General features: G+C 70.8%; 27 protein-coding genes. 13 read left to right on the forward strand and 14 right to left on the reverse strand.

From position 1 onward, the window contains the following. The 4 genes from ACFVH2_RS24425 to ACFVH2_RS24440 all read right to left on the reverse strand — a co-directional run. A partial coding sequence (locus ACFVH2_RS24425) for a hypothetical protein (RefSeq protein ID WP_378475737.1) occupies nt 1–221 on the reverse strand: 221 nt, incomplete at its 3' end. A gap of 278 nt (nt 222–499) precedes the next feature. Then, nucleotides 500–2,017 carry a cobyric acid synthase gene (locus tag ACFVH2_RS24430; protein WP_378423168.1) on the reverse strand — a complete coding sequence of 506 codons (1,518 nt, stop codon included), beginning with the start codon at nt 2,015–2,017 and terminating at the stop codon, nt 500–502. After that, nucleotides 2,014–2,871 carry a type I methionyl aminopeptidase gene (map, locus tag ACFVH2_RS24435; RefSeq protein WP_378423166.1) on the reverse strand — a complete coding sequence of 286 codons (858 nt, stop codon included), beginning with the start codon at nt 2,869–2,871 and terminating at the stop codon, nt 2,014–2,016. The genes ACFVH2_RS24430 and map overlap by 4 nt, the downstream gene beginning before the upstream one ends. 67 nt (nt 2,872–2,938) lie before the next feature. Continuing rightward, nucleotides 2,939–3,127, reverse strand: coding sequence for a ChaB family protein (locus ACFVH2_RS24440; protein WP_378423164.1), 189 nt, complete (start codon nt 3,125–3,127; stop codon nt 2,939–2,941). Between the two features lie 144 nt (nt 3,128–3,271). Here ACFVH2_RS24440 and ACFVH2_RS24445 point away from each other — a divergent pair, with 144 nt between their 5' ends. Then, entirely contained in the window at nt 3,272–3,628 is a 357-nt protein-coding gene (locus ACFVH2_RS24445; RefSeq protein ID WP_378423162.1) for a hypothetical protein, read from the forward strand. Nucleotides 3,629–3,649: 21 nt separating this feature from the next. On the opposite strand, the gene ACFVH2_RS24450 is transcribed toward ACFVH2_RS24445, so the two are convergent. Both ACFVH2_RS24450 and ACFVH2_RS24455 read right to left on the reverse strand, forming a co-directional pair. After that, nucleotides 3,650–4,528, reverse strand: a complete 879-nt coding sequence (locus ACFVH2_RS24450) for a type 1 glutamine amidotransferase domain-containing protein (protein ID WP_378423160.1) — start codon at nt 4,526–4,528, stop codon at nt 3,650–3,652. A 58-nt stretch (nt 4,529–4,586) separates the two neighbouring features. Continuing rightward, on the reverse strand, nt 4,587–5,294 hold the full coding sequence (locus tag ACFVH2_RS24455; protein WP_378423158.1) for a GntR family transcriptional regulator: 708 nt from the start codon (nt 5,292–5,294) through the stop codon (nt 4,587–4,589). Nucleotides 5,295–5,477: 183 nt separating this feature from the next. Between ACFVH2_RS24455 and ACFVH2_RS24460 the strand changes: the two genes are divergently transcribed. The 6 genes from ACFVH2_RS24460 to ACFVH2_RS24485 all read left to right on the forward strand — a co-directional run bounded on the left by ACFVH2_RS24460 (nt 5,478) and on the right by ACFVH2_RS24485 (nt 11,281). Then, nucleotides 5,478–6,605 carry a TIGR03364 family FAD-dependent oxidoreductase gene (locus ACFVH2_RS24460; RefSeq protein ID WP_378423157.1) on the forward strand — a complete coding sequence of 376 codons (1,128 nt, stop codon included), beginning with the start codon at nt 5,478–5,480 and terminating at the stop codon, nt 6,603–6,605. A 27-nt stretch (nt 6,606–6,632) separates the two neighbouring features. Beyond that, on the forward strand, nt 6,633–7,316 hold the full coding sequence (locus tag ACFVH2_RS24465) for a phosphonatase-like hydrolase (protein WP_378423155.1): 684 nt from the start codon (nt 6,633–6,635) through the stop codon (nt 7,314–7,316). A 61-nt stretch (nt 7,317–7,377) separates the two neighbouring features. Next, nucleotides 7,378–8,445 carry a 2-aminoethylphosphonate ABC transporter substrate-binding protein gene (locus ACFVH2_RS24470; protein WP_378423153.1) on the forward strand — a complete coding sequence of 356 codons (1,068 nt, stop codon included), beginning with the start codon at nt 7,378–7,380 and terminating at the stop codon, nt 8,443–8,445. A 1-nt stretch (nt 8,446) separates the two neighbouring features. Further along, a complete protein-coding gene (locus ACFVH2_RS24475; RefSeq protein ID WP_378423151.1) occupies nt 8,447–9,619 on the forward strand; it encodes an ABC transporter ATP-binding protein in 1,173 nt (390 codons plus the stop codon). Beyond that, on the forward strand, nt 9,616–10,521 hold the full coding sequence (locus ACFVH2_RS24480) for a 2-aminoethylphosphonate ABC transporter permease subunit (RefSeq protein WP_378423149.1): 906 nt from the start codon (nt 9,616–9,618) through the stop codon (nt 10,519–10,521). The genes ACFVH2_RS24475 and ACFVH2_RS24480 overlap by 4 nt, the downstream gene beginning before the upstream one ends. After that, nucleotides 10,496–11,281 (forward strand): ABC transporter permease, encoded by a 786-nt coding sequence (locus ACFVH2_RS24485; protein ID WP_378423147.1) that lies wholly within the window; start codon nt 10,496–10,498, stop codon nt 11,279–11,281. The genes ACFVH2_RS24480 and ACFVH2_RS24485 overlap by 26 nt, the downstream gene beginning before the upstream one ends. A 2-nt stretch (nt 11,282–11,283) precedes the next feature. On the opposite strand, the gene ACFVH2_RS24490 is transcribed toward ACFVH2_RS24485, so the two are convergent. Next, nucleotides 11,284–11,910 (reverse strand): hypothetical protein, encoded by a 627-nt coding sequence (locus ACFVH2_RS24490; protein WP_378423145.1) that lies wholly within the window; start codon nt 11,908–11,910, stop codon nt 11,284–11,286. A gap of 2 nt (nt 11,911–11,912) precedes the next feature. Then, complete coding sequence (locus ACFVH2_RS24495) at nt 11,913–12,350, reverse strand: hypothetical protein (RefSeq protein ID WP_378423143.1); 438 nt, start codon at nt 12,348–12,350, stop codon at nt 11,913–11,915. 130 nt (nt 12,351–12,480) lie between these two features. Between ACFVH2_RS24495 and ACFVH2_RS24500 the strand changes: the two genes are divergently transcribed. Further along, nucleotides 12,481–13,467 (forward strand): GlxA family transcriptional regulator, encoded by a 987-nt coding sequence (locus ACFVH2_RS24500; protein WP_378423141.1) that lies wholly within the window; start codon nt 12,481–12,483, stop codon nt 13,465–13,467. A gap of 114 nt (nt 13,468–13,581) precedes the next feature. Beyond that, on the forward strand, nt 13,582–14,400 hold the full coding sequence (locus ACFVH2_RS24505; RefSeq protein ID WP_378423139.1) for a dienelactone hydrolase family protein: 819 nt from the start codon (nt 13,582–13,584) through the stop codon (nt 14,398–14,400). A 62-nt stretch (nt 14,401–14,462) separates the two neighbouring features. Here the strand turns inward: ACFVH2_RS24505 and ACFVH2_RS24510 are convergent, their stop codons facing one another. Beyond that, nucleotides 14,463–16,091: an AMP-binding protein gene (locus ACFVH2_RS24510; RefSeq protein ID WP_378423137.1), complete on the reverse strand. Its 1,629-nt coding sequence runs from the start codon at nt 16,089–16,091 to the stop codon at nt 14,463–14,465. A gap of 101 nt (nt 16,092–16,192) precedes the next feature. On the opposite strand from ACFVH2_RS24510, the gene ACFVH2_RS24515 reads away from it, so the two are divergent. Together ACFVH2_RS24515 and ACFVH2_RS24520 are read left to right on the forward strand one after the other, a co-directional pair. After that, nucleotides 16,193–17,059 (forward strand): LuxR C-terminal-related transcriptional regulator, encoded by an 867-nt coding sequence (locus tag ACFVH2_RS24515; protein WP_378423135.1) that lies wholly within the window; start codon nt 16,193–16,195, stop codon nt 17,057–17,059. 74 nt (nt 17,060–17,133) lie between these two features. Next, complete coding sequence (locus ACFVH2_RS24520) at nt 17,134–17,910, forward strand: transporter (protein WP_378423134.1); 777 nt, start codon at nt 17,134–17,136, stop codon at nt 17,908–17,910. Nucleotides 17,911–17,923: 13 nt separating this feature from the next. Here the strand turns inward: ACFVH2_RS24520 and ACFVH2_RS24525 are convergent, their stop codons facing one another. The 5 genes from ACFVH2_RS24525 to dxr form a co-directional block, all read right to left on the reverse strand. Then, nucleotides 17,924–19,723, reverse strand: a complete 1,800-nt coding sequence (locus ACFVH2_RS24525; RefSeq protein ID WP_378423132.1) for a penicillin-binding transpeptidase domain-containing protein — start codon at nt 19,721–19,723, stop codon at nt 17,924–17,926. Nucleotides 19,724–19,768: 45 nt separating this feature from the next. Then, nucleotides 19,769–20,605 carry a GNAT family N-acetyltransferase gene (locus tag ACFVH2_RS24530; protein WP_378423130.1) on the reverse strand — a complete coding sequence of 279 codons (837 nt, stop codon included), beginning with the start codon at nt 20,603–20,605 and terminating at the stop codon, nt 19,769–19,771. Between the two features lie 61 nt (nt 20,606–20,666). Next, the gene (ispG, locus tag ACFVH2_RS24535; protein ID WP_378423128.1) at nt 20,667–21,824 is read right to left on the reverse strand and encodes a flavodoxin-dependent (E)-4-hydroxy-3-methylbut-2-enyl-diphosphate synthase; all 1,158 of its coding nucleotides are present in this window, start codon (nt 21,822–21,824) and stop codon (nt 20,667–20,669) included. Nucleotides 21,825–21,871: 47 nt separating this feature from the next. Further along, on the reverse strand, nt 21,872–23,092 hold the full coding sequence (locus ACFVH2_RS24540) for a M50 family metallopeptidase (protein WP_378423126.1): 1,221 nt from the start codon (nt 23,090–23,092) through the stop codon (nt 21,872–21,874). Nucleotides 23,093–23,098: 6 nt separating this feature from the next. After that, a complete protein-coding gene (gene dxr, locus ACFVH2_RS24545; RefSeq protein WP_378423124.1) occupies nt 23,099–24,265 on the reverse strand; it encodes a 1-deoxy-D-xylulose-5-phosphate reductoisomerase in 1,167 nt (388 codons plus the stop codon). A 100-nt stretch (nt 24,266–24,365) separates the two neighbouring features. Between dxr and ACFVH2_RS24550 the strand changes: the two genes are divergently transcribed. Both ACFVH2_RS24550 and ACFVH2_RS24555 read left to right on the forward strand, forming a co-directional pair. Continuing rightward, entirely contained in the window at nt 24,366–24,905 is a 540-nt protein-coding gene (locus ACFVH2_RS24550; protein ID WP_378423122.1) for a DUF1990 family protein, read from the forward strand. Between the two features lie 17 nt (nt 24,906–24,922). Next, a complete protein-coding gene (locus tag ACFVH2_RS24555) occupies nt 24,923–25,240 on the forward strand; it encodes a DUF2631 domain-containing protein (protein ID WP_378475738.1) in 318 nt (105 codons plus the stop codon). Nucleotides 25,241–25,284 lie beyond the last annotated feature (44 nt).

The following is a 25,284-nucleotide window of genomic DNA, read 5'->3' on the forward strand; positions in this document are numbered from 1 at the left end:
GTGTAGAGCAGCACCACGTCGGCGTTGGTGTCGCGCCCGAACGTGCCGTCCGCCAGCTTCGCCGCCGCCACCGACTCGGAGCCGGGGTCGTCCCAGCCGCTCTGGCTCAGGTTGTTCTCCAGGCCCAGGCCGTACGCCCCGAGGCCGAGCATCAACGCGACCATCACCCCGATCACCGTGAATCGGAGGCGGTACACGAGTCGGCCCCACGTAGCGAACACGCTGTGCACTCTCCCCTCGTGGAGCAGACTCCCGACTCACCGAGCGACGATCAGACGAGTTCTGTCGGCGCTGCGCAGCCCACGGTACGCAAGGATTCACGGTTCCGAATACGAAGACACCGCTGGTCAGGCGATTCCGGTGTGCCACGACGTCGATCGCCGGCACGTGCGGAAGCACGAATCACCTGGTGGTCGGGTGTTCGTCGCGGGTCCGTCGGGCGGCGTCTAAGAAGGTGGTGAGAATTCGGCCGCCCCGCCGGCCTGCGCCGCGAAGACCGTCATCGGGTCAGGTGCTCGATCACCGGAAGCCCCTGCGGCGCACCGCCGTCGATCAGCCGCTCGATTGCCGTCACGTCGAGGTGTCGCTCCACCAGGTCGGCCAGCAGGTCCAGTTGGGCGGTCCGCTCGTCGGCCACCGAGGTGTCCGGGGCGACGGTGAACTGCCGACCCGTCACCGCCGCGACCCGGGTGAGCAGGGACCGCCGGAACTCGTCGGACTCGAGCAGTCCGTGCCAGTGGGTGCCGAACACCTGTCCGCGCACGCTGCCCTCCGGGCCGTCCTCGTCGTCGCACAACAGCGCCGCGTCCCCGGACCGGACCACCCGTCCGTGATGGATTTCGTAGCCGGACACCGTGATTCCGTCCGCGGTCCCCGTCGACTGCCGAAGGACCTTCTCACGGGCGAACTCCACGTCCAGGTCCAGCAGTCCCAGCCCCGCGACGGCGCCCGCGCCGGACTCGACGTCGTCGACGATGCTCCGGCCGAGCATCTGGTAACCGCCACAGATGCCCAGGATCGGCAGCCCGGCCGCCGCACGGGCGGCGAGGACATCGGCGATTCCGCTCGCCCGCAGCCAGTTCAGGTCCGACACCGTGGACTTGCTCCCCGGGAGCACCACCAGGTCCGCGTCCGCCAGGCGCGAGGGCTCGCTCACCCAGTGCACGGACACTCCGGGTTCGCAGGCCAGCGCCTCGACGTCGGTGGCGTTGGACACCCGCGGCAGCCGTACCGCCGCGACCCGCAGCCATTCCCGCCCGACCGGCGCGGCGGGCCGCCCGACGGGGGCGTCGGGGATCGTGGACAGCGAGTCCTCGGCGTCGATCCACAGCCCCTCCGCGAACGGCACCACCCCGAGGGTCGGCCGGCCGGTGAGTGCGCGCAACTGCTCGAGGCCGGGTTCGAGCAGGCCGACGTCGCCACGAAACTTGTTGACCACGAAGCCCGCGATCAACTCCTGGTCCTCCGGTGCGAGCACGGCGACGGTGCCGAACAGGTGCGCCAGCACTCCCCCGCGGTCGATGTCCCCGACCACGATCACCGGCAGCGCGGCCGCCCGCGCCAGTCCCATGTTCGCCAGATCGGTGGCCCGCAGGTTGATCTCGGCGGGCGAGCCGGCACCCTCGCAGATCACGACGTCGAATTCGTCACGCAGGGAGGCCAATTCGCCGGCAACCACCTCGCGGAGCCATTCGCGGTGTTCGATGTAGTCGCGGGCGCCGACCGAGGTCACCGCCTTGCCGCGGACAACCAGCTGCGAGGTCCGGTCGCTGCCCGGCTTGAGCAGCACCGGGTTGAAACGCACACTCGGCTCGAGCCCGCAGGCCCGCGCCTGCAGCGCCTGCGCGCGGCCGATCTCCCCGCCGTCGAGCGTGACGACGGAGTTGTTGGACATGTTCTGCGCCTTGAACGGCGCCACCGACACCCCGCGCCGGGCCAGCAGCCGGCACAGGCCCGCGACGAGGACGCTCTTGCCCGCGTCGGAGGTGGTGCCGGCGACCAGCAGCGCGCCTCTCACGGGAGAGTGAGGATTTCCGCCCCCGAGTCGGTGACCACGATGGTGTGCTCGAACTGGGCCGTCCACTTGCGGTCCTTGGTGACGACGGTCCAGCCGTCCTCCCAGATGTCGTAGTCGACGGTGCCGAGGTTGATCATCGGCTCGATCGTGAACACCATGCCGGGCTCGATGACGGTGTCGACGTTCGGCTGGTCGTAGTGCAGGATCACCAGGCCGTTGTGGAAGGTCTCGCCGATGCCGTGGCCGGTGAAGTCGCGGACCACGCCGTAGCCGAAGCGATTGGCGTACGACTCGATGACCCGGCCGATGACGTTGAGTTCGCGGCCCGGCTTGACGGCCTTGATCGCGCGCATCGTCGCCTCGCGGGTGCGCTCGACGAGCAGGCGATTCTCCTCGGAGACGTCACCGGCGAGGAAGGTCGCGTTCGTGTCACCGTGCACGCCGCCGATGTAGGCGGTGACGTCGATGTTGACGATGTCACCGTCCTGGATCACCGTCGAGTCCGGGATGCCGTGGCAGATGACCTCGTTGAGCGAGGTGCAGCAGGACTTGGGGAAGTCCTTGTAGCCCAGGGTGGAGGGGTAGGCACCGTGGTCGATCATGTACTCGTGCGCGATGCGGTCCAGCGCATCGGTGGTGACGCCGGGGGCAACGGCCTTGCCCGCCTCCTGCAGCGCCTGCGCCGCGATCCGGCTCGCCACCCGCATCGCCTCGATGGTCTCCGGCGTCTGGACCCACGGCTCGGAACCCTCGTTGACGGTGGGCTTCCAGGCGTATTCGGGCCGCTCGATGTTCGCGGGCACCGCGAGGGTCGGCGAGACGGTTCCGGGACTGAGCTGGGTACGCACGGGCATGCCCACCAGGTTAGACGCATCTCGCGCGCCACCCGTCACGACGCCGACGGTGTCGGCTCCCCGCCGGTCAGTCCTGCTTGGGCACCCAGTGGTCGGTCACCAACTCGAAACTGCGTTTGATCTCCCCGTATGCCGCTCGCTGCGCCTCCTCGCCGTCGCCGTACCGCTTGACGGCCGTATCGTGCGCCGCTTCGAAGGCCGCCTGCACCTCCTTCGACGATCGCCGCAAAGTCTGTGGGAGCTCGGTCCGGTTCACCACGCCACTCCTTCGTCCGTCGAGAATGCGATCTCGCGTGAGTCGATTGTCCGCCCCGCGCCCCGTCGGGACAACGCGATACCCGGCGCACAATGGACGTACCTGCCACACGGATGACCCGATCGACCGAGGCGAGGCACACAGATGTCGGACGACATCGAGAAGCGGTGGAACGATCCGCCGACACTTCGACGGGCGACGCGCTACACCTGTGCCGTCGTCGCCCTCGCCCTGGTCGTCGTGGCACTCGCGTTCGCGTGGGGAGCAACGAACCACGACTGCCCGGTCGACCAGGGTCGCATCTGCTCGACCACGGACCGGTGGGTCCTCGCGGTGGCACCGGCCGCGATCCTCCTGCTCGGCGGGCTCGGGGCCTTCGCGCGCACCTACCTCGTCTGGCGTTCGGGTGGCACCTGGCCGATCTGGCAGGGCGCGGGATGGCTGTTGATGGTGCTCATGCTGGTGTACGCCAGCATGGGGGCGGGGCTGCTCGTCGAGTGAGTGAGTCCGGCGCGACGGCCGTCAGCGCCCTCGCTTCGTCGGGGTGCCCGCCAGCATCGCGCCGAACGCGCGCGCGAAGGTGTGCACGTCGCCGGGCCAGCGGGCGGACAGGTAGTTGCCGTCCCGCACCAGGAACGCGGGCCGGGCGTCGTCGAACGTGTCGCGGGCACGCCCGCTCGACTGCCGCGCCGCGTTCGGGCCGTCCGGGTCGACATCGACGAAGTCGCTCGGCTGCCGCAGCGCCCGGGTCACCTCCTGCTGCACCCCCATGTATCCCTGCGGCTCACCGGGCGCCTCCGTGTACGTGCGGTAGTAGTCCCGGTCCCAGAACCGGGTGACGCGGGCGACCCGCCAGGCGCGCGATTCCAACGACCAGGTCAGGGCGGTGGTGCGGCGACCGTAGAGCACCGACCGCCCGGTGCGCGGGTCGATGCTGCGCGCGGCCAGCAGCACCCCGTGACAGATCGCCGCGACCGGCAGGTCCCGACGGAAGGCGTCGACGACGACGCCCTGCAGACGCTCGCTCTCGAGGTACCGCCGCATGCCGCGGGCCCGGTGGCCGCCGGGGAGCAGCAGGCCGTCGACGGTGTCGAGGTCGACAGCGGCCCAGGTCGACGGCGCGGTGAACTCCGGATCGTCACGCAGCGCCGCGTAATCGGCCCGCGCCACCGCGTTCGCGCGCAGCACTCGCCCCACCAGCACGATCCGGTCCAGTCCGGGGATCGCGCCCCACGGGTCGAGGCCGCGCCCCGTCACCATCAAGTGGTCGGCCGTCGCGATCGCCGCGTCGGGAGTGGCGAACCGCACCCGGTGACCGAGCCGCCGCAACACCCGCCAGCTGACCGCCACCTCGGACGGGTCGAAGTCGCACGCGGGAAGTGGAACCAGGACCGTTCCCATCTCCGCACGCTAACACCGGATCTGCAGCGGGGCCGAGTCCGCACCGGCCGCCGCCTCGCTACTCGCGCAGCACCGTCAGGAAGGCCATCCGGTCGCCGCGGTAGAGCGAGCGGACCCGCTCGATCGGCACCCCGTCGGTGTCCAGCGAGGTTCGGTCGAGCAGCAGCATCGGCATCGCGGTGGTCGAGTCGAGCAGGGCCGCGTCACGCGGCGAGGCGAGCACCGTCTCGATCCGCTCGGTCGCCGAGCCGAACACCACGCCGGTCGCTCGGATCGCGGCGTAGAGCGAGGTGCCCGGGTCGAAGGTGGTGGCCAGCTCGCCGAACCGCCGCACCGGGAGGTAGGTGTTCTCCAGCCCGATCTTCCGGCCGTCCGCCAGCAGCACGCGCTCGAGCCGGAGCACGGCCGCACCGACCGGAATCGCGAGCGCGGCAGCCGTTTCCGCATCGACGCGTTCCTCCGCGAAGGCGACGAGTTCACGCGAGGGCACCCGTCCCCGGCTCAGTGCGCCCTCGGTGTAGGAACCGAGCGAGAGCGGCTGCACGAGTTTGGGACTCGCGACGACCGTGCCCCGACCGCGCCGCTCGATCAGTCCCTCGAGGAGCAGCTCGCGTACCGCCTGGCGAACCGTCTCTCGCGAGACCGCGAAGCGAGCCGCGAGATCGCGTTCCGCGGGCACCGCGTCGCCCTCGGACAGTTCCGCGACGATCGCGGCGAGTTCGGTGCGCACCCGGTAGTACTTGGGCGGGTTCCCGGCCGCCGTCACGCCGGCACCCTCCGGGTGGGCACCCGGACCGTGACCGAATCCAGCAGGGCCGCAGTCTTTTCGAGCACCCCCGAGTCGTCGTTCATGGTGGTAAGCGTACACGGATTTGGTCTATACCAATTGTTCATCCGTCGTTTCCCGAGCGTCCTCCAGTAGGTCTAGACCAAAGCCCATGCTGCCCCCATGCGAATTGCAATTGTGGGCGGCGGCATCCTCGGCACGGCGCACGCCGACGAGGCCGTCCGACGCGGACACGAGGTCGTCCAGTTCGAGCGCGAGCACGAGGCGCGAGGGGCCACGGTCCGCAACTTCGGCCTCGTGTGGGTCTCGGGGCGCGCCGAGCACGAACTCGAGGCGGCGCTGCGGTCCCGACAGCTGTGGGAGGACCTCGCCGTCCGCGTACCCGACATCGGCTTCCGCCCCGCCGGATCGCTGACGCTCCTGCGCACGCCGGAGGAGGTGGCCGTCGCCGAGCAGGCCATGGCCCGCCTGGACGCGGGAGCCCGCGGCTTCGCGCTGCTCGATCCCGAGCAGGTCCTCGCGGTCAACCCCGCGCTGCGCGGCAAGTACCTCGCCGGACTGCACTGCAGCCGCGACGGTGCCGTGGAATCCCGAATCGCGTTGCCCGCCATCCGCCGTCACCTCGCCGCCGGCGGCCGCTACACCTTCCACGCGCCGGCCGAGGTCCGCGAGGTCACCACCACCGACTCGGGCGTGCACCTGCGCGACGACCACGGCCGCACGGTCGACGCCGACCTGGCGATCGTGTGCCCCGGCGCCGCCCTGGGCGGGCTGGCCCGCGACCTGGCCGGCGAACTTCCGCTGCGCCGCGTGCGACTGCAGATGATGCAGACCGCGCCGCTCGGCGAGGCGCTGACCACGGCGATCGCCGACGGCGACAGCCTGCGCTACTACCCCGGTTTCGCCGGCACCGCGCTCGACGCGCTCACGTCCGCGCAGCCGCAGGAACCGACCGCGGAGGCGCACCGGATGCAGCTGCTGTGCGTGCAGCGTCTGCACGGCGGGCTGACCATCGGCGACACCCACGAGTACGACGAACCCTTCGACTTCGACGTGGACGAGGCGCCCTACCGGCACCTGACCGGTGTCGTCGAGGAGTTGCTCGGTCGCGACCTGCCGCCGATCGTCAAGCGCTGGGCAGGGGTCTACAGCCAGCACCGCGACTCCGGCGAACTCGTGCATCGGGGCCAACCCGCGCCGGGGGTCTGGGTGGTCGCCGGGCCCGGCGGTCGCGGCATGACCCTCGGACCGGCGCTGGCCGAACAGACCGCAAACCAGCTAGGGCTCTGACCCCCGCATCCAGATCGAGGAGATCCCGTGTCCGACAGCAGAATCACCCTTGCCGTGCTCGACATGGCGGGAACCACGGTCGCCGACGACGGCCTGGTCCTGCGCGCCTTCGCCGCCGCGGCGGATGCCGCGGGCCTGGCGCCCGAGGGCGTCGAGGCCGACGCCGCCCGCCAGTACGTGCTCGACACCATGGGCCAGTCCAAGATCGTCGTGTTCCGCGCACTCTTCGGCGACGAGGACCGCGCCCGGGCCGCCAACACCGCCTTCGAGTCCACCTACGACCGCCTGATCGACGAGGGCAGCGCCGAGCCGATTCCCGGTGCGGCCGAGGCGATCACCATGCTGCGCGAGGCGGGCGTCCAGGTGGCGTTGACCACCGGCTTCAGCCGCGGAACCCAGGACAAGCTGCTCGCCGCGCTCGGCTGGCAGTCCCTCGCCGACCTCACCCTCGCCCCGTCCGAGGCCGGTCGCGGCCGCCCGTACCCGGACCTGATCCTCACCGCCCTGCTGCGACTGCAGGCCGACGACGTGAAGGACGTCGCCGTGCTCGGCGACACGTCCAACGACGTGACCAGCGGCCTACGCGCAGGGGCGGCGATCGTCGCGGGCGCGCTCACCGGTGCACACGACGAGCACCAGCTGCGCGCGGCGGGCGCCACCCACGTGGTGCCCTCGGTCCGCGAGTTCGCCGAGCTGCTCCTGGACCGATAGCCCACTTCCCGCGTTCCACCACTCCGCCCACTCCCGATCCGTCACTCCAGTTAGGAATCCGATGCGCCGCTTCAGCGTTTCCCTGCGTCCCGGTCTCGCCGCCATCGCGCTGGCCGCGACCGCCCTGTCCCTGACCGCCTGCGGCGGCACCGGCACCGCAGCCGGCTCGTCGGGTGCCGGCACCGTCACCGTCTACAGCGCCGACGGCCTCTCCGGCTGGTACAAGCCCCAGTTCGCGGAGTTCACCAAGGAGACCGGCATCGCCGTGAACCTGGTCGAGGCCGGATCCGGCGAGGTCGTCTCCCGCGTCGAGAAGGAGCAGTCCAACCCGCAGGCCGACATCGTGGTCACGCTGCCGCCGTTCATCCAGAAGGCGGACGCTCAGGGCCTGCTGCAGCCGAGCGGCATCGACACCTCGGCCGTGCCGGCCGAGGAGAAGGACCCCGCGGGCAAGTACGTGCCGGTGGTGGGCAACTTCCTGTCCTTCATCGCCAACCCCGGCGCGAACCCGGCGCCCACCACCTGGGACGACCTGCTCACCGAGCAGTACCGGGGCAAGTTGCAGTACTCCACGCCCGGTCAGGCCGGCGACGGCACCGCCGTGCTGCTGCTCCTGCAGCACCTCAGGGGCAAGGAGGGCGGACTCGACTACCTGAGCAAGTTGCAGGCCAACAACGTCGGCCCGTCCTCCTCGACCGGCAAGCTCCAGCCGAAGGTCAGCAACGGCGAACTCCTCGTCGCGAACGGCGACGTGCAGATGAACCTCGCGTCGATCAAGGACGACGGCTCGAAGTTCGGCGTCTTCTTCCCGGCGGAGGCGAACGGGTCCCGCACCACCGTCTCGCTGCCCTACGTGATGGGCCTGGCCAAGGGCGCCCCCCGGTCGGAGCAGGCCAAGAAGCTGATGGAGTACCTGCTCTCGGAGAAAGCCCAGCAGACCGTGGGCCCCGACGCCCTCGGCGTCTCGGTCCGCAGGGACGTCCGTGAGGCCGCGAACGTCGACCTCGGCGACAGGTCCACTCCCGCCGGACTGCTGGCCGGCGTCACGGTGTGGACACCGGACTGGAACACCGTCCTCGCCGAGCTCGACGCCGACGTCGCCGCCTACCAGAAGGCCACCGGGAGCTGACGTGTCACGAATCAACACCCGGCGGGCCGCGGAACCCGCCGTCACCCGCACGGCCGTCGACCACGCGCCGGCCATCACCTTCGACCGGGTCAACGTGGCCTACGGGCGGGGCCGGGGCGCCACCCGGGCGTTGATCGACTTCAACCTGCGGGTGGCCCCGGGCGAGACCGTGGCGCTCCTGGGGCCCAGCGGGTCCGGAAAGTCCACCGCACTCAAGGCCCTGGCCGGGTTCACCCGGCCAGCCTCCGGTGCGGTCCGGCTCGGCGGCACCGACGTCACCGACCTCCCGCCGGCCAAGCGGGGCATCGGCGTGGTGGTCCAGTCCTACGCGCTGTTCCCGCACATGCGGGTGGCCGAGAACGTCGCCTTCGGACTCCGAGCCCACCGCGTCCGACGCTCGGAGATCGGCGGACGAGTCTCGGACGCGCTGGCCATGGTCGGAATGTCCGCCTACGACAAGCGTTTCCCGCGCGAGCTGTCGGGCGGGCAGCAGCAACGGGTCGCGATCGCGCGCGCGTTGGCGATCCGGCCGAAGGTCCTGCTGCTCGACGAGCCGCTCGCCGCGCTCGACGCCCAGCTTCGCCAGAGCATGCTCACCGAACTGCAGCAGCTGCGCGCCGCGTTGCCCGGCACCGCGATGCTCTATGTCACGCACGACCAGTCGGAGGCGCTGGCACTCGCGGACCGGATCGCGGTGATGCGCGATGCCCGTCTCGTCGACGTCGACACCGCGGAGAACCTGTGGAAGCGCCCGCCCAGCAGCTTCACCGCGGCCTTCCTCGGCGGCGCGAACCTGCTGCCGTGCACCGTCACCCGGGTCGTCGGAACCTCGGCGCTGGTGGCGGTGGGCGGCACCCCCGTCACCGCGCAGGCACCGCAGCCGGAGATCGGTCACGTCGACTGGGAGTCGGATTCAGTTGCGCTGCTGTGCGTCCGGCCGCACGCGGTCGACCTGGTCTCGCCCCACGAGCGTGGGGCGGTCCCCGCCCGGGTCGTCGCCACCGTGTGGCGCGGATCCTCGACGCGCCTGACCGTCGCGCTGGTCGGCCTGCCCGAATCACCGATGGAGGTGGACGTCACGGGTCACGACGAGCGGCCGGTGGGCACCGAGGTGGGCGTGCGGTTCCCCGACCGGGGCGCGGTGCTGGTGCCCGCGCCGGGGTCGGTGTCGTGACCGCGCTCCTGGACCGCCCGGCCGTCGAGCCGGCGCCGGTCCGGCCCGAGCCGCCGCGGTGGCGGCCGAGCCTGTGGGTCCTGCCGCCCTTGCTGCTGGTGCTCGGCTTCGCCGTGTACCCGATGGGCCGGGTGCTCGCGGAGTCCACGGTCACCGCGGACGGCCGCGGGCTGTCCACCTGGACGTCGGTCCTCGGCTCGTCGCTGTTCCGAAAGGCGTTGTGGCGCACCGTCGAGATCGCCGCGCTCTCCACCCTGGGCTGCCTGTTGCTCGGCACCTTCCTGGCACTCGTGCTGGCCTTCGTGCCCTTCCCGGGGTCGAAGGTGGTCGGCCGACTGATCGACACCGTCCTGTCGCTGCCCTCCTTCCTGATCACCCTCGCTTTCACCTTCCTGTACGGCACCGCCGGCGCGGTGAACGCGCTCATCGCGACGCTCACCGGCACCGACCACGGGCCGCTGAACTTCCTGAACACCCCGCTCGGCGTCATCGCTGCGGAAGTCACCTTCTTCACTCCGTTCGTGGTGCGTCCGCTGCTCGCGGCGTTCACCCAGATGCCCCGCGAGCAACTCGACGTGGCCGCGAGCCTGGGTGCGTCGCCGTGGCGGGTGCTGCGCACGGTGGTCATGCCCGAGGCCTGGCCCGCGCTCACGGCCGGCGGCTCGCTCGTGCTGCTGCTCACCCTCAACGAGTTCGGCATCGTGCTCTTCACCGGCGCCAAGGACGTGGTGACCCTGCCGGTGCTGATCTACACCCACGGCATCGTCACCTTCGACCTGCCCGGGGCGGCGGTGATCGCGACGGTGCAGGTGGTGCTCTCGCTCACGCTGTACGCCGGGTCCCGATTCGTGTTCGACAATCTGATGGGAGCCGGCCGTGCTGCTGTGGTCCACCCGCGCTAGGAGGCTGACCCTGGCCGTGTTCGGCCTCGTGGTCGCGGTGGTGTTCGTCGCACCGATCGCCACTGTCGTCCTCGCCGCCCTCGCCGGATCGTGGACGGGCCCGCTGCCGTCGGATCTCGGCGGCAGGAACCTCGCCGCGGCGTTGTCGGACGAGAACGTGGCGAGCCTGGCCGTCAGCCTGCAGACGGCGTTCATCGCCGGAGCGCTCGCCCTGTTGGTCGGGACCTGGGCGGCCCTGGCGGCCCGGGAGGCACCGGGGTGGTTGCGCCGAGCCACCGAGGCGGCGTTCCACCTGCCGATCGCGGTGCCGTCGGTGGCGATCGGACTCGGGCTGCTGATCGCCTTCAACTCCGAGCCACTACTGCTCGGCGGCACGAAGTGGATCGTGATCCTCGCGCACACGGTGCTGGTGCTGGCGTTCGCGTACAGTTCCGTTTCCGCCGCTCTGGACCGGCTCGACCCCGCCTACCGCCAGGCCGCGGAGTCGCTCGGCGCCGGTCCGGCGAGGGTGCTCACGCGGGTGACGCTGCCGCTGTTGCTGCCCACCCTCGGCGCCGCCGCCGGCTTGTCCATCGCGCTGTCGATGGGCGAACTCGGCGCGACAGTCATGGTGTACCCGGCCACGTGGAAGACGTTGCCGGTGACCATCTTCGGCCTCAGCGACCGCGGACAGGTGTTCCAGGCCGCCGCCGACACCACCCTCCTGCTCGTCGTGACCCTCGTCGCGCTGCTCGTCGTCGGCCGCATCCGCAGGCGCTGACCTCACCCGTCCGGGTGGGTGCGACGACTCCACTGCGCGTACACGTCACGGAACACGTTGGCCTCGCAGGGATGCCTCGAGTCCGGGTAGGCGCAGCCGGGATAGCCGAGGACGATGTCGGTCAACGGGGTGCTGCTGCAGTCGGCGAGGAGGCCACGGAGCAGATCGACGACGGGCCAGCCCGCGACCGCGTCGGCCGACACCTTCTCGTCCTCGTACCCGGCGAGTTCCTCCGCGTACACGCCGATCAGATCGTCGTGGCTCCACAACAGTTCGTCGATCACGCTCGCCTCGCGGTTGAAGCCGAGCGCGCGGTCCAGGCTGTCACGGAGGACCTGGAACGGGTCCGCACGAGCGAGGAGCCGCATGGCGGCGTCGGCGGGCGCCTTCTGCAGCAGCACCACCCACGGAGCGTGATCGGGGAAGACTCCGCCGAACCCGCCGACGTGGAACGGCAGGTGGCTGGCGAGAAAGTCCGCCTCCACCGAGACGTGCTGCGCGGCACCGAGCCTGACGAAGTGACCGGTGGCGATCTCGTGACCGGTGGGCGGATCGGTCCATGCGTTGTCCCACAGGTCGGTCATCCGACTCAGCTCCGGGAAGCCGATCACATCGAACAGATATCCCATGGCTACATCTCCCCGGTGGGTTCGGCGTAGTGACGACGTCCCAACGCGGAGAGGGCGTCGGCCGCCGCCGCGAGCGCCACGCGGCTGGTCTCGAAGCTCATCACGTCCTCCTCCTCGACGATCTCGAACTCGAGTTCCACCCGACTGTCGGTGCTGGTACGCACCGACACCGTCAGTCCCATCCGCCGATCCGCGAACACGTCGAGGGACTTCTCCGGATGGAAATCGGCGGCGGCCCGGAGCAGAAAGGCGCCCAGCCGGTCGACGAAGTCGTCCTCGGCTACCCGCTGCTGGTACCAGACGAGTCGGTCCGGGCTGAGCAACCCCACATCGAAGGCAGTTCCGGGCGCATCGGATTCACGCATCCGCGCCGACGCGACGGTCCGGCGAAGGAACACCGCCGCCCCACCGAAACCGGGCAATCGAAACTCCGTGCTCACTCGTCCCCCTGTCCTCACCGGCCGGATCTCGTCACACCGTATGCCCATGCTCTGACACACACTGGTGTGCTTGCGGAGTCCAGGCACTCGGTGAACGCACCACCGAGCGTCAGCACATACCGTGAGGAGCATGCGGATCGGAATCCTGGCGTACGACGGCTGTTTCGCGACCGAGGTGTTCGCCGTCTCCGACATCCTCCGGATCGCCAACCAGGTCGCCCTGGAGAATGGGACCGCCCGCACCGCTCCGTTCCGGACATCGGTGGTCGCCGCGGAGGACGGCCCGGTGACCGCCGCGGGCGGGTTCACGATCGGCGCGCACACGTGGCACCACCGATTCGATCTGCTCGTCGTGCCGGGGTTCGACGTGTCCCCCACCGCGGATCTGGGCCTCCGGCTCGCCGGCCGGACCCGCGAGATCGACTTCCTCCGCGATGCCGGTAGGCGTCGCACCCGGATCGCCTCGGTGTGTGTCGGTGCTTTCCTGCTCGGCGAGGCCGGTCTGCTGGACGAGCGCCGCTCGACGACCTCATGGCTGTTCGCGTCGCACCTGGCCAGGCGATACCCGCGGTCCACGGTCTGTGCGGAGTCGCTGGTCGTCAGCGACGGGCACGTCACCACGACGGCCGCGTTCAGCGCGTCGCTCGATCTCGCGACCGCCATCGTCCGAGAGCACCTCGGCGACGGCGTCGCCCGGGCCACCGCACGCATCACCCTCGTGTCCGAGAACCGAACCAGCCAGGCACCGTACGTCGTCGAGTCCATGGTCGCGGCCGCGACCGGGCCCTTCGCGACGGCGGTCGAACGCTGGCTGGTCGATCGCCTCGGCGAGCCGTACAGCCTGCCTGGACTGGCGGACGCGTTCCACGTCAGCACCCGCACGCTGTTGCGCCGCTACGCCGAGGAGGCCGGGCGGTCGCCGCTGTCCTACCTGCAGGAGGCCAGGATCGGCGCCGCCAAACGCCTGCTCGCCGAGACCGACCTGACCATCGGGACGATCGCCCGCCGCGTCGGGTACCGGGACCCGGGCACCCTGCGGCGACTGTTCGCCGAGCACGTGGGCATCGGAACCGCCGAGTACCGCAGGCAGTTTCGCATGCGAGATCGCGCCCGATAGGTGGCGGGATCGCCCCCGCTCGTGGCGATACCGCCGCTCCCCGTCGCAGGCCGTCCGGGAGAGGATCGTCCTGCTCGTGCCGAGCACACCGATCCGACGTCAGGAGCGCCGCCGATGCCGACCCACGAGACGACCGTGGACGATCCGCTCGAGGACTTCGAACGTCGCACCCTCACCTTCGATTCCGTCACGAAGGTCGTCCTGGTGTCCGGAACGGGTCCGGCCGTCGTCGTGATGCCGGAGATGCCCGGGATCAGCCCGCACGTGGCACGTTTCGCTCGTTGGGTGCGCGACGCCGGGTTCACCGTGTACCTGCCGTCCCTGTTCGGACGCGACGGTGCGGTGCCCACTGTCGTGGACGGCACCGCGGTGATGCAGCGGGCGTGCGTCAGTGCCGAGTTCCGCGCCTTCGGTGCGAACCGGACGAGCCCCGTCACCCGATGGCTGCGGGCGCTGGCGAGATCGGCACACGAGGAGTGCGGCGGCCCCGGCGTCGGCGCCGTCGGCATGTGCTTCACCGGCAACTTCGCGCTGACCATGGTGCTCGAGGAGTCGGTACTCGCACCGGTCGTGTGTCAGCCGTCCCTGCCGCTCGACGACCCCGCCGGACTGGAGATCGCGCCGGGCGACCTCCAGGCCGTCGCCGACCGCCTCGACCGAGACGACCTGGCGGTCCTGGCGTACCGCTTCGCCGGTGACACGTGGTGCCGGGCGCAGCGATTCGCCGCGTACACCGAGGCGCTCGGCGACCGGTTCGTCGGACGAGTGCTGCCGGACAACGCCGCGAACCCCACCCCCACGCCGTTCTTCGCCGAGGTGGTCGCGAGCCCCCACAGCGTGGTGACGGCCCACCTGATCGACGCCGCCGGCGAGCCGACGATCGCCGCCCGCGACGAGATCCTGGCGTTCTTCGCCGAGCGGCTCGGGCGCTGACGCGCCTGTGCGCGGTTGACGAGTCCGGAGACTCGTCAACCGCGCACAGGCAGCGGAGCTGCCTATCCCTTGCGCAGGATGTAGCGCTGCACCTTGCCGCTGGGCGTCTTCGGCAGCGACGGCACGAAGTGCACGGTCCGCGGGTACGCGTGCGCGGCGAACTTCTTCTTGACCAGCGTCTGCAGTTCCGCCTCGAGCGCGTTGGTGCCCTCGACCCCGTCGCGGAGCACGACGAACGCCTCGAGCACCTCGCCGCGCAGCTCGTCCGGCATGCCGACGACCGCGGCCTCGACGACCTGCTCGTGCATCACCAGCACCGACTCGACGTCGAAGGGACCGATCCGGTATCCCGCCATGATGATCACGTCGTCGTCGCGCGACGAGAAGTAGAAGTGCCCGTCCGCGTCGGTGCTGCCCGCGTCGCCGGTCATGTACCAGCGGCCGTCCGCACTGAACCGCTGCTTCGTCTTCTCGGGTGCGTCCACGTAGCCGGTGAACCACATCATCGGGCTGGCGGCCGTGTCGATCGCGACCCGGCCGGCGGTGCGCGGCGGCGCCACCTCGTCGGCGTCGTCGAGCAGCACCGCGCACGACCATCCCGGTAGCGGCCGGCCCATCGATCCGGCCGGAACGTCCTCGCGCAGCCCGTCCGCCCAGGCGTTGACGACGAACATGCCGTGCTCGGTCTGCCCGTAGTGGTCGCGGACCTCGCAACCGAGCGTCGACCGCGACCACGCCACCACGTCCGGGGTCAGCGGCTCACCCGCCGACGACGCGCGGCGCAGCGACAGCCCCTCCGGCACCGGACCGGGGTCCGCGCGCAGGCTGCGGTACACGGTCGGCGCGGCCGCGAAATTGGTGACGCCGAACTTCTCGATGATCTGCCAGGTCAGGGGGGCCGAGAAGCCCGAGTGCAGCAGCAGGCTGCGGATGCCGGCCGCCATCGGCCCGAGCAGCGCGTAGTACAGCCCGTACGCCCAGCCGGGATCGGCCGCGTTCCAGAACACGTCGTCGTCGCGGACGTCGAGCCCGAACTCCATGTACCCGTGGAACGAGGCGAGCGCCCGCACCGGCACCGGCACACCCTTCGGGGTGCCGGTGGTGCCGCTGGTGAACAGCTGGACCAGCGGAGCGTCGCCGCCGACGGCGACCGCGGCGCCCTCGGGGTCGTCGGCCGCGTGTGCGTCGAGCAGGTCACCGAAGCGCAGCTGGCCCTCGGACTGCGGCTCCCCCGCCGCGACGATCACCCGCCACGGCGCGTCGGCCGGCATGTCCTCGCCGGGCGCCAGCTTGGCGAGCTGGTTCCGGTCCGAGACCACGACCTTCGCGCCGCTCGCCCCGAGCCGGAACGCGATGGCGGGACTCGCGAACGCCGTGAACAACGGGACGTGCACCGCGCCGCGCCGCCAGATGCCGAGCAGCGCCACGACCAACTCCGCCGACTTGCCCATCAGGGTCGCCACGCAGTCTCCGGGCTCGACCCCGAGGTCGGCGAGGGCCGCGGCGAACTTCGTGGACTCGCCGCGCAGCTCGCCGTAGGTGAGGTCGCGCGCGGACAGGTCGGACTCGATCACGGTGAATGCGACATCGGTCGCGGGGTGCCGGTCGCACAGCAGGTCCGCCGCGCAGGCCTGCGGCGTGTCGTACTGTCCCAGCAGCTCGCGCACCCGCACGTCGGTGTCGATGGCCATGAGGCTCCTTCCAGCGCAGATCCGGCCGTCGCCGGATTCTTCATAGCCCTTATGATCTAGCTCACACGACCGTTCCACCACCCCCGGAAAGGGGTAGCCGGATGCTCTCCCGAACCCCTCCACTGCTGCGGCCCCGCGACGGCGACGCCCTGCGCGCCGAGCTGCGGCAGGCCGCCGCCCTGGCGAACGTGCCGGTGCTCTTCGGCGGCGAGGTGCACGACGGCACCCTCCACCTGACCGAGTTCCTCGGGACCCGCACGAACGGGCTCCGCGGCCTCGCCATCCCACCCGCCTCCGGACTCGGCGGCCGCGTGGTCCACCAGCTCCGGCCGGCCTCGGTCCCCGACTACAGCAATTCGCTGTCCATCACCCATCACTACGACCGCCCGGTACTCGGCGAGGGCATCCGCTCGGTGCTGGCGGTGCCGGTGATCGTGGACGGCGTCTCCCGGGCGGTGCTGTACGCCGCGGTCCGCGAGCGCACCCCGATCGGCGACCGCACCGCGGAGACGATCGTCGCGTCCGGGCGCAGGCTCGCGACGGAGATCGCCGTGCGCGACGAGGTGGACCGCCGCTTGCAGATGCTCGGCGCGTTCGAGGCCACCCGCGGCGCCGCCCCGGCCGCGGTGTCGGAGGGCATCCGCGACGCGCACGCCGAGCTGCGGGGGCTGGCCCAGTCGGTGCCGGACAGGCAGCTCGGATCCCGGTTGCGCGCCGTCGCCGAGAAGCTGGCCGGTCTGGTCAGCGACGGCGAGAATGCCGCCGCGGCCGATGTCGGACTGTCGCCGCGCGAACTCGACGTCCTCGCACACATCGCCCTCGGTTGCACGAACAGCGAAGTCGCCCATCGCCTCTCGCTGAAGCCGGAGACCGTCAAGAGCTACCTGCGCAACGCGATGGGCAAGCTGGACGCACACTCACGGCACGAGGCCGTGGTCGCGGCGCGCCGGCTGGGCCTGCTGCCGTAGCACCGAAGTTAGAACAGGTTCTAGCATTCCCTGGCATACTCCGAGAATCCGTCGTCCCCGATCCCGGGAGTGTCATGTCCGTGCAACCGACCGCTGCCGACCTGCTCGCGTTGGCCCACGCCTCCCCCGCCGCCGTGGCCGTCCACGACAGGCAGGCCTGGCTGGACCTGTTCGCCCGCCGCCACGTCGTCGAGGACCCGGTCGGCGGGCGGCCCGTCCTCGGCGGCCTCTACGACCGGCGCAGCGGCCTGCGCGGCGGCGAGCCCCTCGCCCGGTTCTGGGACACATTCATCGGCCCCAACGACATTCGCTTCCACGTCGAACGCGACGACATCGTCAGCGGACTCGACGTTGTGCGCGACGTGACCATCGAGACCAGGCTCGGCGGTGGGGTGACCGCGCGCGCCCCGATGCACCTGCTCTACGAGACCACCCTCGACGACGGGGAGCCGCGAATCCGCCGGATCGCCGCGCACTGGGAGGTCGCGCCGATGTTCGCTCAGGTCGCCGGGATCGACCCCGCGAAACTGAAGGTCGGGCTCGGGATGGGCGCCCGGATGCTGCGACTGCAGGGCCTCGGCGGGACGCTGGCGTTCGGTGCCGCGGTGCGCAGCGTCGGCAAGGCGGGCAAGCAGGCCGTGGAGCGTTTGGTCGAGTCCGCGCAGCGCGGCGACGAGCGCTCGGTGCGACTGCTCGGCGACGCGAAGGTCACCGACCTGACCAAGCTGATCGCCGCCGGCGACGCGGTGACCGCGTCCTGCACCGCGGACGGCAAACCGGCGGTGCTCTTCGCCTACCTCAACCGCAAGAACCACACGGTCGCCGAGTGCCGGGTGTACACGAACACCTGACGGGATCCGTCGCTCAGTACCCGTCGGGCAGCGCGTCGAACATGTCCTTGGTGACGGCGACCGCGTTGTCGGAACTGCCGCCCCGCACGACGAGCGTGGCGAACGCGAGATCGCCGCGGTACCCGACGAACCAGGCGTGCGAGCCGCCGTCGACCTCGGCCTCGCCGGTCTTGCCGTACACCTCGCCGTCGCCGGCGATCCGGGTGGCGGTACCGCTGGTGACCACCTCGCGCATCATCCCCCGCAGCCCGTCGACCATCGCCGGGGTGATCGGCGGGTGTGCGCCGTCGATCTTCGTCTCCTCCCCCATGATCAGGTGCGGCACCGGCGTGGACCCGTGCGCGACGGTGGCCGCGGCCAGCGCCATCCCGAACGTGCTCACCACCACCTTGCCCTGGCCGAACCCGTCCTCGGTGCGCTGGACGAGGTCCGAGGCGGGGGGCACCGATCCGGACTCGGTCGGCAGCCCGGGCACCGTGTAGTCGGGGCCGATGCCGTAGCGCGCGGCCGCCACGGTCAGGGTGTCGGACTTCATCTCGCTGGCGAGCTTCGCGAACGTGGTGTTGCACGAGCGCGCGAACGCTGTGCTCATCGAGACGGTCCCCAGCGCGAACTCGTTGTAGTTCGGGACCGACCGCTCCCCGATCTCGATTCGGCCCGGACAACCGACCATGGTGTCCGGCTTCGCGAGCCCGTTGTCGATGGCGGCACCGGCCGTGATGATCTTGAAGGTCGACCCGGGCGGGTAGAGGCCCATCGACGCGACGGGCCCGTCGCGGTCGGCGGCCTTGTTCTGCGCGACCGCGAGGATGGCACCGGTCGACGGCTGGATCACCACCATCATCGCCTGCTCGCTGCGGGGGTCGACCGCGTTCTGCGCGGCGGCCTGGACGTTGCGGTCGAGGCTCACCGAGAACGACGGCGCCGGTTGGGGTTTGGTGTCGGTGAGCACGTCGGTGTCGATACCGTTCTGGTTGACCGTGACCACACTCCAGCCGGCCTGGCCGTCGACCTCGTCGATCACCCGCTTCTTGACCTGACTGATCAGGTCGGGCGCGAAGCCGCGATCGGTTGGCACCAGGTCGGCCTCCTCGGTCGCCGACACTCCGGGCAGGGCCTGCAGCGTCGCCGCGACGGACGCGTAGTCGTCCTGACTCAGTGTCGCCACCGGGTAGTCGCCCTTGGCGGTGGACGCCGACTCCGCGATCGACTGCGCGGTCAGCGACTTGTCGTACGCCCCCAGCGTCGATGCGAGCGTGGACGCGATCGAACCCAGGTTCCCGGCCTGCTTGGCGTTCAACTTGATTCGCACGATCGTGCCGGGAACGAGGACGTCCGTGCCCGACCGCTCGTTGACCCGGGCGCGCGGCGCCGGGGTCGCCCGCAGCGACATCGTCTGTGTGTCACCGAGCTTGGGGTGCAGGTCGGTCGAACTCCAGCGCACCGCCCAGTCGCCGTTGCGCCGGCCCATCTGCAGATCACCCGAGTACGTCCACACCCGATCCTTGGGCAGGTGCCACTCGTAGGTGTAGCCGACGGTGGCCGTGTCCCCGTTGACCCGGACCGATCCCAGCGTCGTGGTCAACGACTCCGCCTGCAGTTTCGTCCAGGCCGACTCCAGGGCCGCCTTCGCCGCGTCGGGCCGGTCGGACAACGCGGCCGCCTTCGCGGTGTCGCGATCGGCCAACGCGGAGAAGAACTGCTGCGCAGCCGGTTCCGGACCGTCCGGCTTGGGCGTGCAGGCCCCGAGACCGACGGCGAGGGCCGCCGTCACGACGACAGCGAGGGACGTGGAGGCGCGGCGGGAGATCATCGGTGCCCATCCTAGGGGCGCGCCCGATCGCAACCGCGCAGACACTCAGTCGAGCAGCACTGTGGCGAAGGTCGCCACCTGCGTGAACCCGATCCGGTCGTAGGTCCGCCGTGCGGGCCGGTTGAAGCTGTTGACGTACAGGCTCGCCGTCCGCCCGCCGGCGACCACCGCCGACGCGACGGCCGCGGTTCCGGCCGCACCGATTCCCTGGCACCGGTACCGCGGGTCCACCCACACGCCCTGGATCTGTCCGACCTGCCGCGAGGCGGACCCGATCTCCGCCTTGAACACCACCTCGCCGTCCTCGAAGCGCGCGAAGGCCCGGTTCGCCGCGATCAGCCCGGCCACCCGGCGCCGGTAGCCGCGGCCGCCGTCGTGCGCACGTGGGTCGACGCCGACCTCCTCGATGAACATCGCGATCGCCGCAACCAGGTAGGCGTCGAGCTCGTCCATCCGGACCAGCCGTACGGACGGATCGGGTGCGATGGTCGGCTGCGTGGCAAGGGCCATCAGCGGCTGATCCGGGCGAACCTCGCGCGCCGGACCCCAGTCCGATTCGAGCATCTCCCAGAGCGGCAGCGCCAGCTCCGCACGTCCGACCAGCGACGAGCACATCCGCGGAACCCGGCAGGCCCGGTCGGCGAAGGCACGCAGATCGCTCACGCTCCCGCGCAGCGGCACCATGTTCGCGCCGGAGAAGCAGAGCGACTCGTCTGGTCCGCCGCGACTCCACAGCTCACCGTTGATCGACCTCGGCTCGACGCCCAGATCCTGGACGCGTGCGGCCACCATGCAGGAGGCGACGGGGTCGGCGTCGAGCACCCGAAGCACGTCGGCACGGTCGCGTGAGCCGAGCTGCCTGGCGCCGAGCAGTTTGAGCACCGAGTCACCCCCGGGTGCGGTCGGAAGGAAGTGGACGTGAGATCCACATTACGGGGCCGGGTCAGCTGACGGTGACGACCGGTGTCCCCGAGTCGGAATCGTCACCAATCTCCTCGGCGATCCGCATCGCCTCCTCGATCAGCGTCTCCACGATCTGCGCCTCCGGCACCGTCTTGATGACCTTGCCCTTGACGAAGATCTGGCCCTTGCCGTTGCCGGACGCCACCCCGAGGTCCGCCTCGCGGGCCTCGCCGGGACCGTTGACGACGCAGCCCATCACGGCGACGCGCAGCGGGATCTCCATGCCCTCGAGGCCGGCGGTGACCTGTTCGGCGAGCGTGTACACGTCCACCTGGGCGCGCCCGCAGGACGGGCAGGAGACGATCTCCAGCTTGCGCGGTCGCAGGTTCAGCGACTGCAGGATCTGCGTGCCGACCTTGATCTCCTCGGCGGGCGGTGCCGACAACGAGACGCGGATGGTGTCGCCGATGCCCTCCGAGAGCAGCGCCCCGAACGCGACCGCGGACTTGATGGTGCCCTGGAACGCCGGTCCCGCCTCCGTCACGCCGAGGTGCAACGGGTAGTCGCACTGCGCGGCCAGCTGGCGGTACGCCTCGACCATGATCACCGGGTCGTTGTGCTTGACCGAGATCTTGATGTCGCCGAATCCGTGCTCCTCGAACAGGCTCGCCTCCCACAGCGCCGACTCGACGAGCGCCTCCGGGGTGGCCTTGCCGTACTTCTGCATCAGCCGCGGGTCGAGCGAACCGGCGTTGACGCCGATCCGGATCGGGATACCCGCGTCGCCCGCGGCCTTCGCCACCTCGGCGACTCGGCCGTCGAACTCCTTGATGTTGCCGGGGTTCACCCGCACCGCCGCGCACCCGGCGTCGATCGCCGCGAAGATGTACCGCGGCTGGAAGTGGATGTCCGCGATGACCGGGATCTGACTCTTCTTCGCGATCGTCGCCAGTGCGTCGGCGTCCTCCTGACGCGGACAGGCGACGCGGACGATGTCGCAGCCGGAGGCGGTGAGCTCGGCGATCTGCTGCAACGTCGCATTGACGTCGTGGGTCTTGGTGGTGCACATCGACTGCACCGACACCGGCGACTCGCTGCCGACTCCGACGTTGCCGACCATCAGCTGCCGGGTCTTGCGACGGGGTGCGAGCACGGCGGCCGGGCCGGCGGGCATGCCCAGTCCAACGGAGCTAGTCACGGAAGTGCCTTCTTTCGGGGTTGCTGTATGCCAAAAGTCTAGCGTCGCTAGAAAATCTTGATCGGGTTGACGATGTCCGCGGTCAGCGTCAGCAACATGTAAGCGCCACCGATCACGATCACCACGTAGGTCAGCGGCATCAGCTTCGCGTAGTCGACCGGGGCGCCCGCGGGCAGGCCGCGGCGCCCGCGGACGACGTTGCGGATCTTCTCGTAGATCGCCACCGCCATGTGCCCGCCGTCGAGCGGCAGCAGCGGCAGCAGGTTGAAGATGCCCAGGAAGAAGTTCAGCGTCGCCAGCAGCAGGACGAAGACCTGCCAGTTGCTGTTCTCGGCCGCCTGACCGCCGATCACCGACGCCCCGACCACGCTGACCGGGGTGTCCTGACCACGCTCGCCGCCGGTGACGGAGTGCCACAGGTCGACGACCTTGCCCGGCATCTGCACCAGGCCCTGCACGCTGCGGGCGAAGATGTCGCCGGTGAAGGTCGCGACCTCCGGTACCGCATCCACCGCGGAGTACGTGACAAACCGCGGAGGCGCGGCGATGCCGATCGCAGCGACGTCCTTGGACACCGGCGGTAGCGCCTTGCCGTCGGGGCCCGTCTTGCTCACCCAACGCTGGGCCTGCGTCACCGGCACCGGGATCACCAGCCGTTGGCCGTCCCGCTCGACGGTGTACTCGGCGGTGCCGGCCAGCGGCTGCGTCGCCTTGACCACGTCGGAGAACTCGGGCGTGGCCGTGCCGTTGACCGCGACGATGACGTCGCCCTCCCGGATTCCCGCCGTCTGCGCCGGCCCCGCGCCGGTGCACGGCGCCAACTCGTAGTCCGGGGCCGGGCCCTGCGAGGGCGCGACGCAGACGAGGCCGCTGACGACCGCGCGCGTCTCGGGGTTCGGCATGCCGACGCCCATCGCGAGCACGAACACCAGCACGATGCCGAGCACGAAGTTCATCGCGATGCCGCCGGACATCACGACGAGGCGCTTCCACGTCTTCTGCTTGTACATCGCCCGATCCACCTCGTCGGGCGCGAGCTCGTCGTGCTGGGTCATGCCCGCGATGTCGCAGAACCCGCCCGCCGGAATGGCCTTGAGTCCGTACTCGGTCTCACCACGACGGAACGAGAAGATCTTCGGGCCGAAACCGATGTAGTAGCGACGGACCTTCATGCCCAACGCCCGGGCCGTCCACATGTGGCCGGCCTCGTGCAGCGCGATCGAGACGGTGATGCCGAGCGCGAAGAGGATTACGCCGAAGATCAACATGGCCGTCTACCCCTTCCGCTCGACGAGCTCGTGTGCCCGCGCCCGCGCCCAGCCGTCGGCGGCGAGCACGTCGTCCACGGTAGCCGGTGGGGCCGACCACCGATCGCCACCGGCGAGGACCTTCTCGACCGTCCGGACGATGGACGGGAAGGTCGCGGCGCCGTCGAGGAAGTACTGCGCGGCGACCTCGTTGGCGGCGTTGTACACCGCGGTCATGCAACCGCCTGCCGTCCCCGCCGCGCGGGCGAGGTCCACCGCCGGGAAGACGGCGTTGTCGAGGGGTTCGAACGTCCACGTCGCGGCGGTGGAGAAGTCGCAGGCCGCGGCGGCGCCGGGCACCCGGTCCGGCCAGCCGAGGGCGAGGGCGATCGGCAGCTTCATGTCCGGCGGGCTGGCCTGGGCGAGGGTGGAACCGTCGGTGAAGGTGGCCATCGAGTGCACGATCGACTGCGGGTGCACGGTCACGTCGATCCGGTCGTAGTCGATGCCGAACAGCAGGTGGGTCTCGATCAGCTCGAGCCCCTTGTTGACCAGGGTGGCCGAGTTGAGGGTGTTCATCGGCCCCATCGACCAGGTCGGGTGCGCACCCGCCTGCTCGGGGGTGACGGACTCGAGCGCGGCGGCGGTCCAGCCGCGGAACGGTCCGCCCGACGCGGTGAGCACGAGCCGGTCCACCTCCTCGGCGCGCCCGCCACGCAGGCACTGCGCCAGCGCCGAGTGCTCGGAGTCGACCGGCACGATCTGACCGGGGGCGGCCGCGGCGGTGACCAGCGGGCCGCCCGCGACCAGCGACTCCTTGTTCGCCAGCGCCAACCGGGCGCCGGACTCGAGCGCGGCCAGGGTCGGGGCGAGGCCGAGCGAGCCGACCAGCGCGTTCAACACCACGTCGGCCTCGGTGCCGCGGACCAGTTCGGTGACGGCGCCCGGCCCGGACAGCACACCGGGAAGATCCAGCCGGGCCGCGGCCACCGGGTCGGCCACGGCGACGTTCGTGACGCCGGTGGTGCGGATCTGCTCGGCCAGCAGGTCGAGGTTTCCGCCGCCTGCCGCGAGTCCGACGACGGTGAACTTGTCGGGGTTGGCGGCGATGACCTCGAGGGCCTGGGTGCCGATCGAGCCGGTGCTGCCGAGGAGGAGGACGCGCGTCGGCGCCGAAGAGGATGTGTCGACCACGCATCCATTGTTCCCGATGACACCTGAGAGCAGCCTGACAGGACTCCCGAGTCGGCGATCAGGCGAACCGCGCCGACGTCGTGCTGACAGGATGACGCCCGTGGACATCGCCGGTGCGCGCTCGGCTTCGCCGACCTACCCCGAGGTCGGCGCGACTCGCGGTGCGCTGCCTGCCGGGTACCACCACGTGCACGCGAGTGCGGAGATCGGTCGCGGCGCCGACGACTTCGAGCGGGCCGCCCGCACCCTGCTGGGCTGGGGCATGCACCGCGGCGCGGGACTGCGCGTGGAGTCGACCGACGAGACCGCCGTCACGGGGGCGACAGTGATCCTGCGCCTGGGGCCCGCATGGTGCGCGGTCGCGGCGCCGTGCCGGGTGGTGTACGTCGTCGACGAGCCGCACCGCCGCGGGTTCGCGTACGGCACACTGCCCGGCCACCCCGAGCGCGGCGAGGAACGCTTCGTCGTCGAGCACGACCCGCACACCGGACGGGTCGTGGTGGTCGTCGACGCCTTCTCCGCGGCCGGCACGAGGCTGACCCGGCTGGGCGGTCCGGTCAATCGGGTGGTGCAACGGGTGATCACCCGCCGGTATCTCGACGCGCTTCGCGGGCCGCCGCGCACCCGCCCACCCAGCTAGGTACGACGCCCGGTCGTATGCCACGATATGCAGACCAACGCACACCCGTACGAGCAGGAGGATCGACCGTGGCCACCGAGCTGGACCCCAGCGTCAACGAGCCCCTCGTCGCCGCACACGTCGACACCGCAGAAGTTCCGTCCGCCGCCTGGGGCTGGAGTGGCGAGGCGCCGCGACTGTTCCGTTTCCTCGGCTGGTTCTTCGCCGCGTTCCTGCTCGTCTACACGATCGGCAACCACGAGGGCAAGGTCGAGGACCTCTGGCTCGTCGGCCTCTCCGCGTTCATGATCTTCATGCTGGTGCGCGACATCATCCGTCGCCGCAAGCCGCGGTAGACACCCGCACGCACGACTGCGGCCGCGCGGCTCCCCTCGGGAGC

This window comes from Rhodococcus sp. NPDC127527 (assembly GCF_042672245.1).
In the GTDB taxonomy this organism is placed as follows: Bacteria; Actinomycetota; Actinomycetes; order Mycobacteriales; family Mycobacteriaceae; genus Rhodococcus_G.

Excerpts from the sequence above, each read along its gene's own strand:
- map (WP_378423166.1), bottom strand. The coding sequence starts at position 2,871 with ATGCCCGTGCGTACCCAGCTCAGTCCCGGAACCGTCTCGCCGACCCTC.
- ACFVH2_RS24445 (WP_378423162.1), top strand. The coding sequence starts at position 3,272 with ATGTCGGACGACATCGAGAAGCGGTGGAACGATCCGCCGACACTTCGA.
- ACFVH2_RS24450 (WP_378423160.1), bottom strand. The coding sequence starts at position 4,528 with ATGGGAACGGTCCTGGTTCCACTTCCCGCGTGCGACTTCGACCCGTCC.
- ACFVH2_RS24460 (WP_378423157.1), top strand. The coding sequence starts at position 5,478 with ATGCGAATTGCAATTGTGGGCGGCGGCATCCTCGGCACGGCGCACGCC.
- ACFVH2_RS24470 (WP_378423153.1), top strand. The coding sequence starts at position 7,378 with ATGCGCCGCTTCAGCGTTTCCCTGCGTCCCGGTCTCGCCGCCATCGCG.
- ACFVH2_RS24490 (WP_378423145.1), bottom strand. The coding sequence starts at position 11,910 with ATGGGATATCTGTTCGATGTGATCGGCTTCCCGGAGCTGAGTCGGATG.
- ACFVH2_RS24500 (WP_378423141.1), top strand. The coding sequence starts at position 12,481 with ATGCGGATCGGAATCCTGGCGTACGACGGCTGTTTCGCGACCGAGGTG.
- ACFVH2_RS24505 (WP_378423139.1), top strand. The coding sequence starts at position 13,582 with ATGCCGACCCACGAGACGACCGTGGACGATCCGCTCGAGGACTTCGAA.
- ACFVH2_RS24510 (WP_378423137.1), bottom strand. The coding sequence starts at position 16,091 with ATGGCCATCGACACCGACGTGCGGGTGCGCGAGCTGCTGGGACAGTAC.
- ACFVH2_RS24515 (WP_378423135.1), top strand. The coding sequence starts at position 16,193 with ATGCTCTCCCGAACCCCTCCACTGCTGCGGCCCCGCGACGGCGACGCC.
- ACFVH2_RS24520 (WP_378423134.1), top strand. The coding sequence starts at position 17,134 with ATGTCCGTGCAACCGACCGCTGCCGACCTGCTCGCGTTGGCCCACGCC.
- ACFVH2_RS24525 (WP_378423132.1), bottom strand. The coding sequence starts at position 19,723 with ATGATCTCCCGCCGCGCCTCCACGTCCCTCGCTGTCGTCGTGACGGCG.
- ACFVH2_RS24540 (WP_378423126.1), bottom strand. The coding sequence starts at position 23,092 with ATGTTGATCTTCGGCGTAATCCTCTTCGCGCTCGGCATCACCGTCTCG.
- ACFVH2_RS24555 (WP_378475738.1), top strand. The coding sequence starts at position 24,923 with ATGCCACGATATGCAGACCAACGCACACCCGTACGAGCAGGAGGATCG.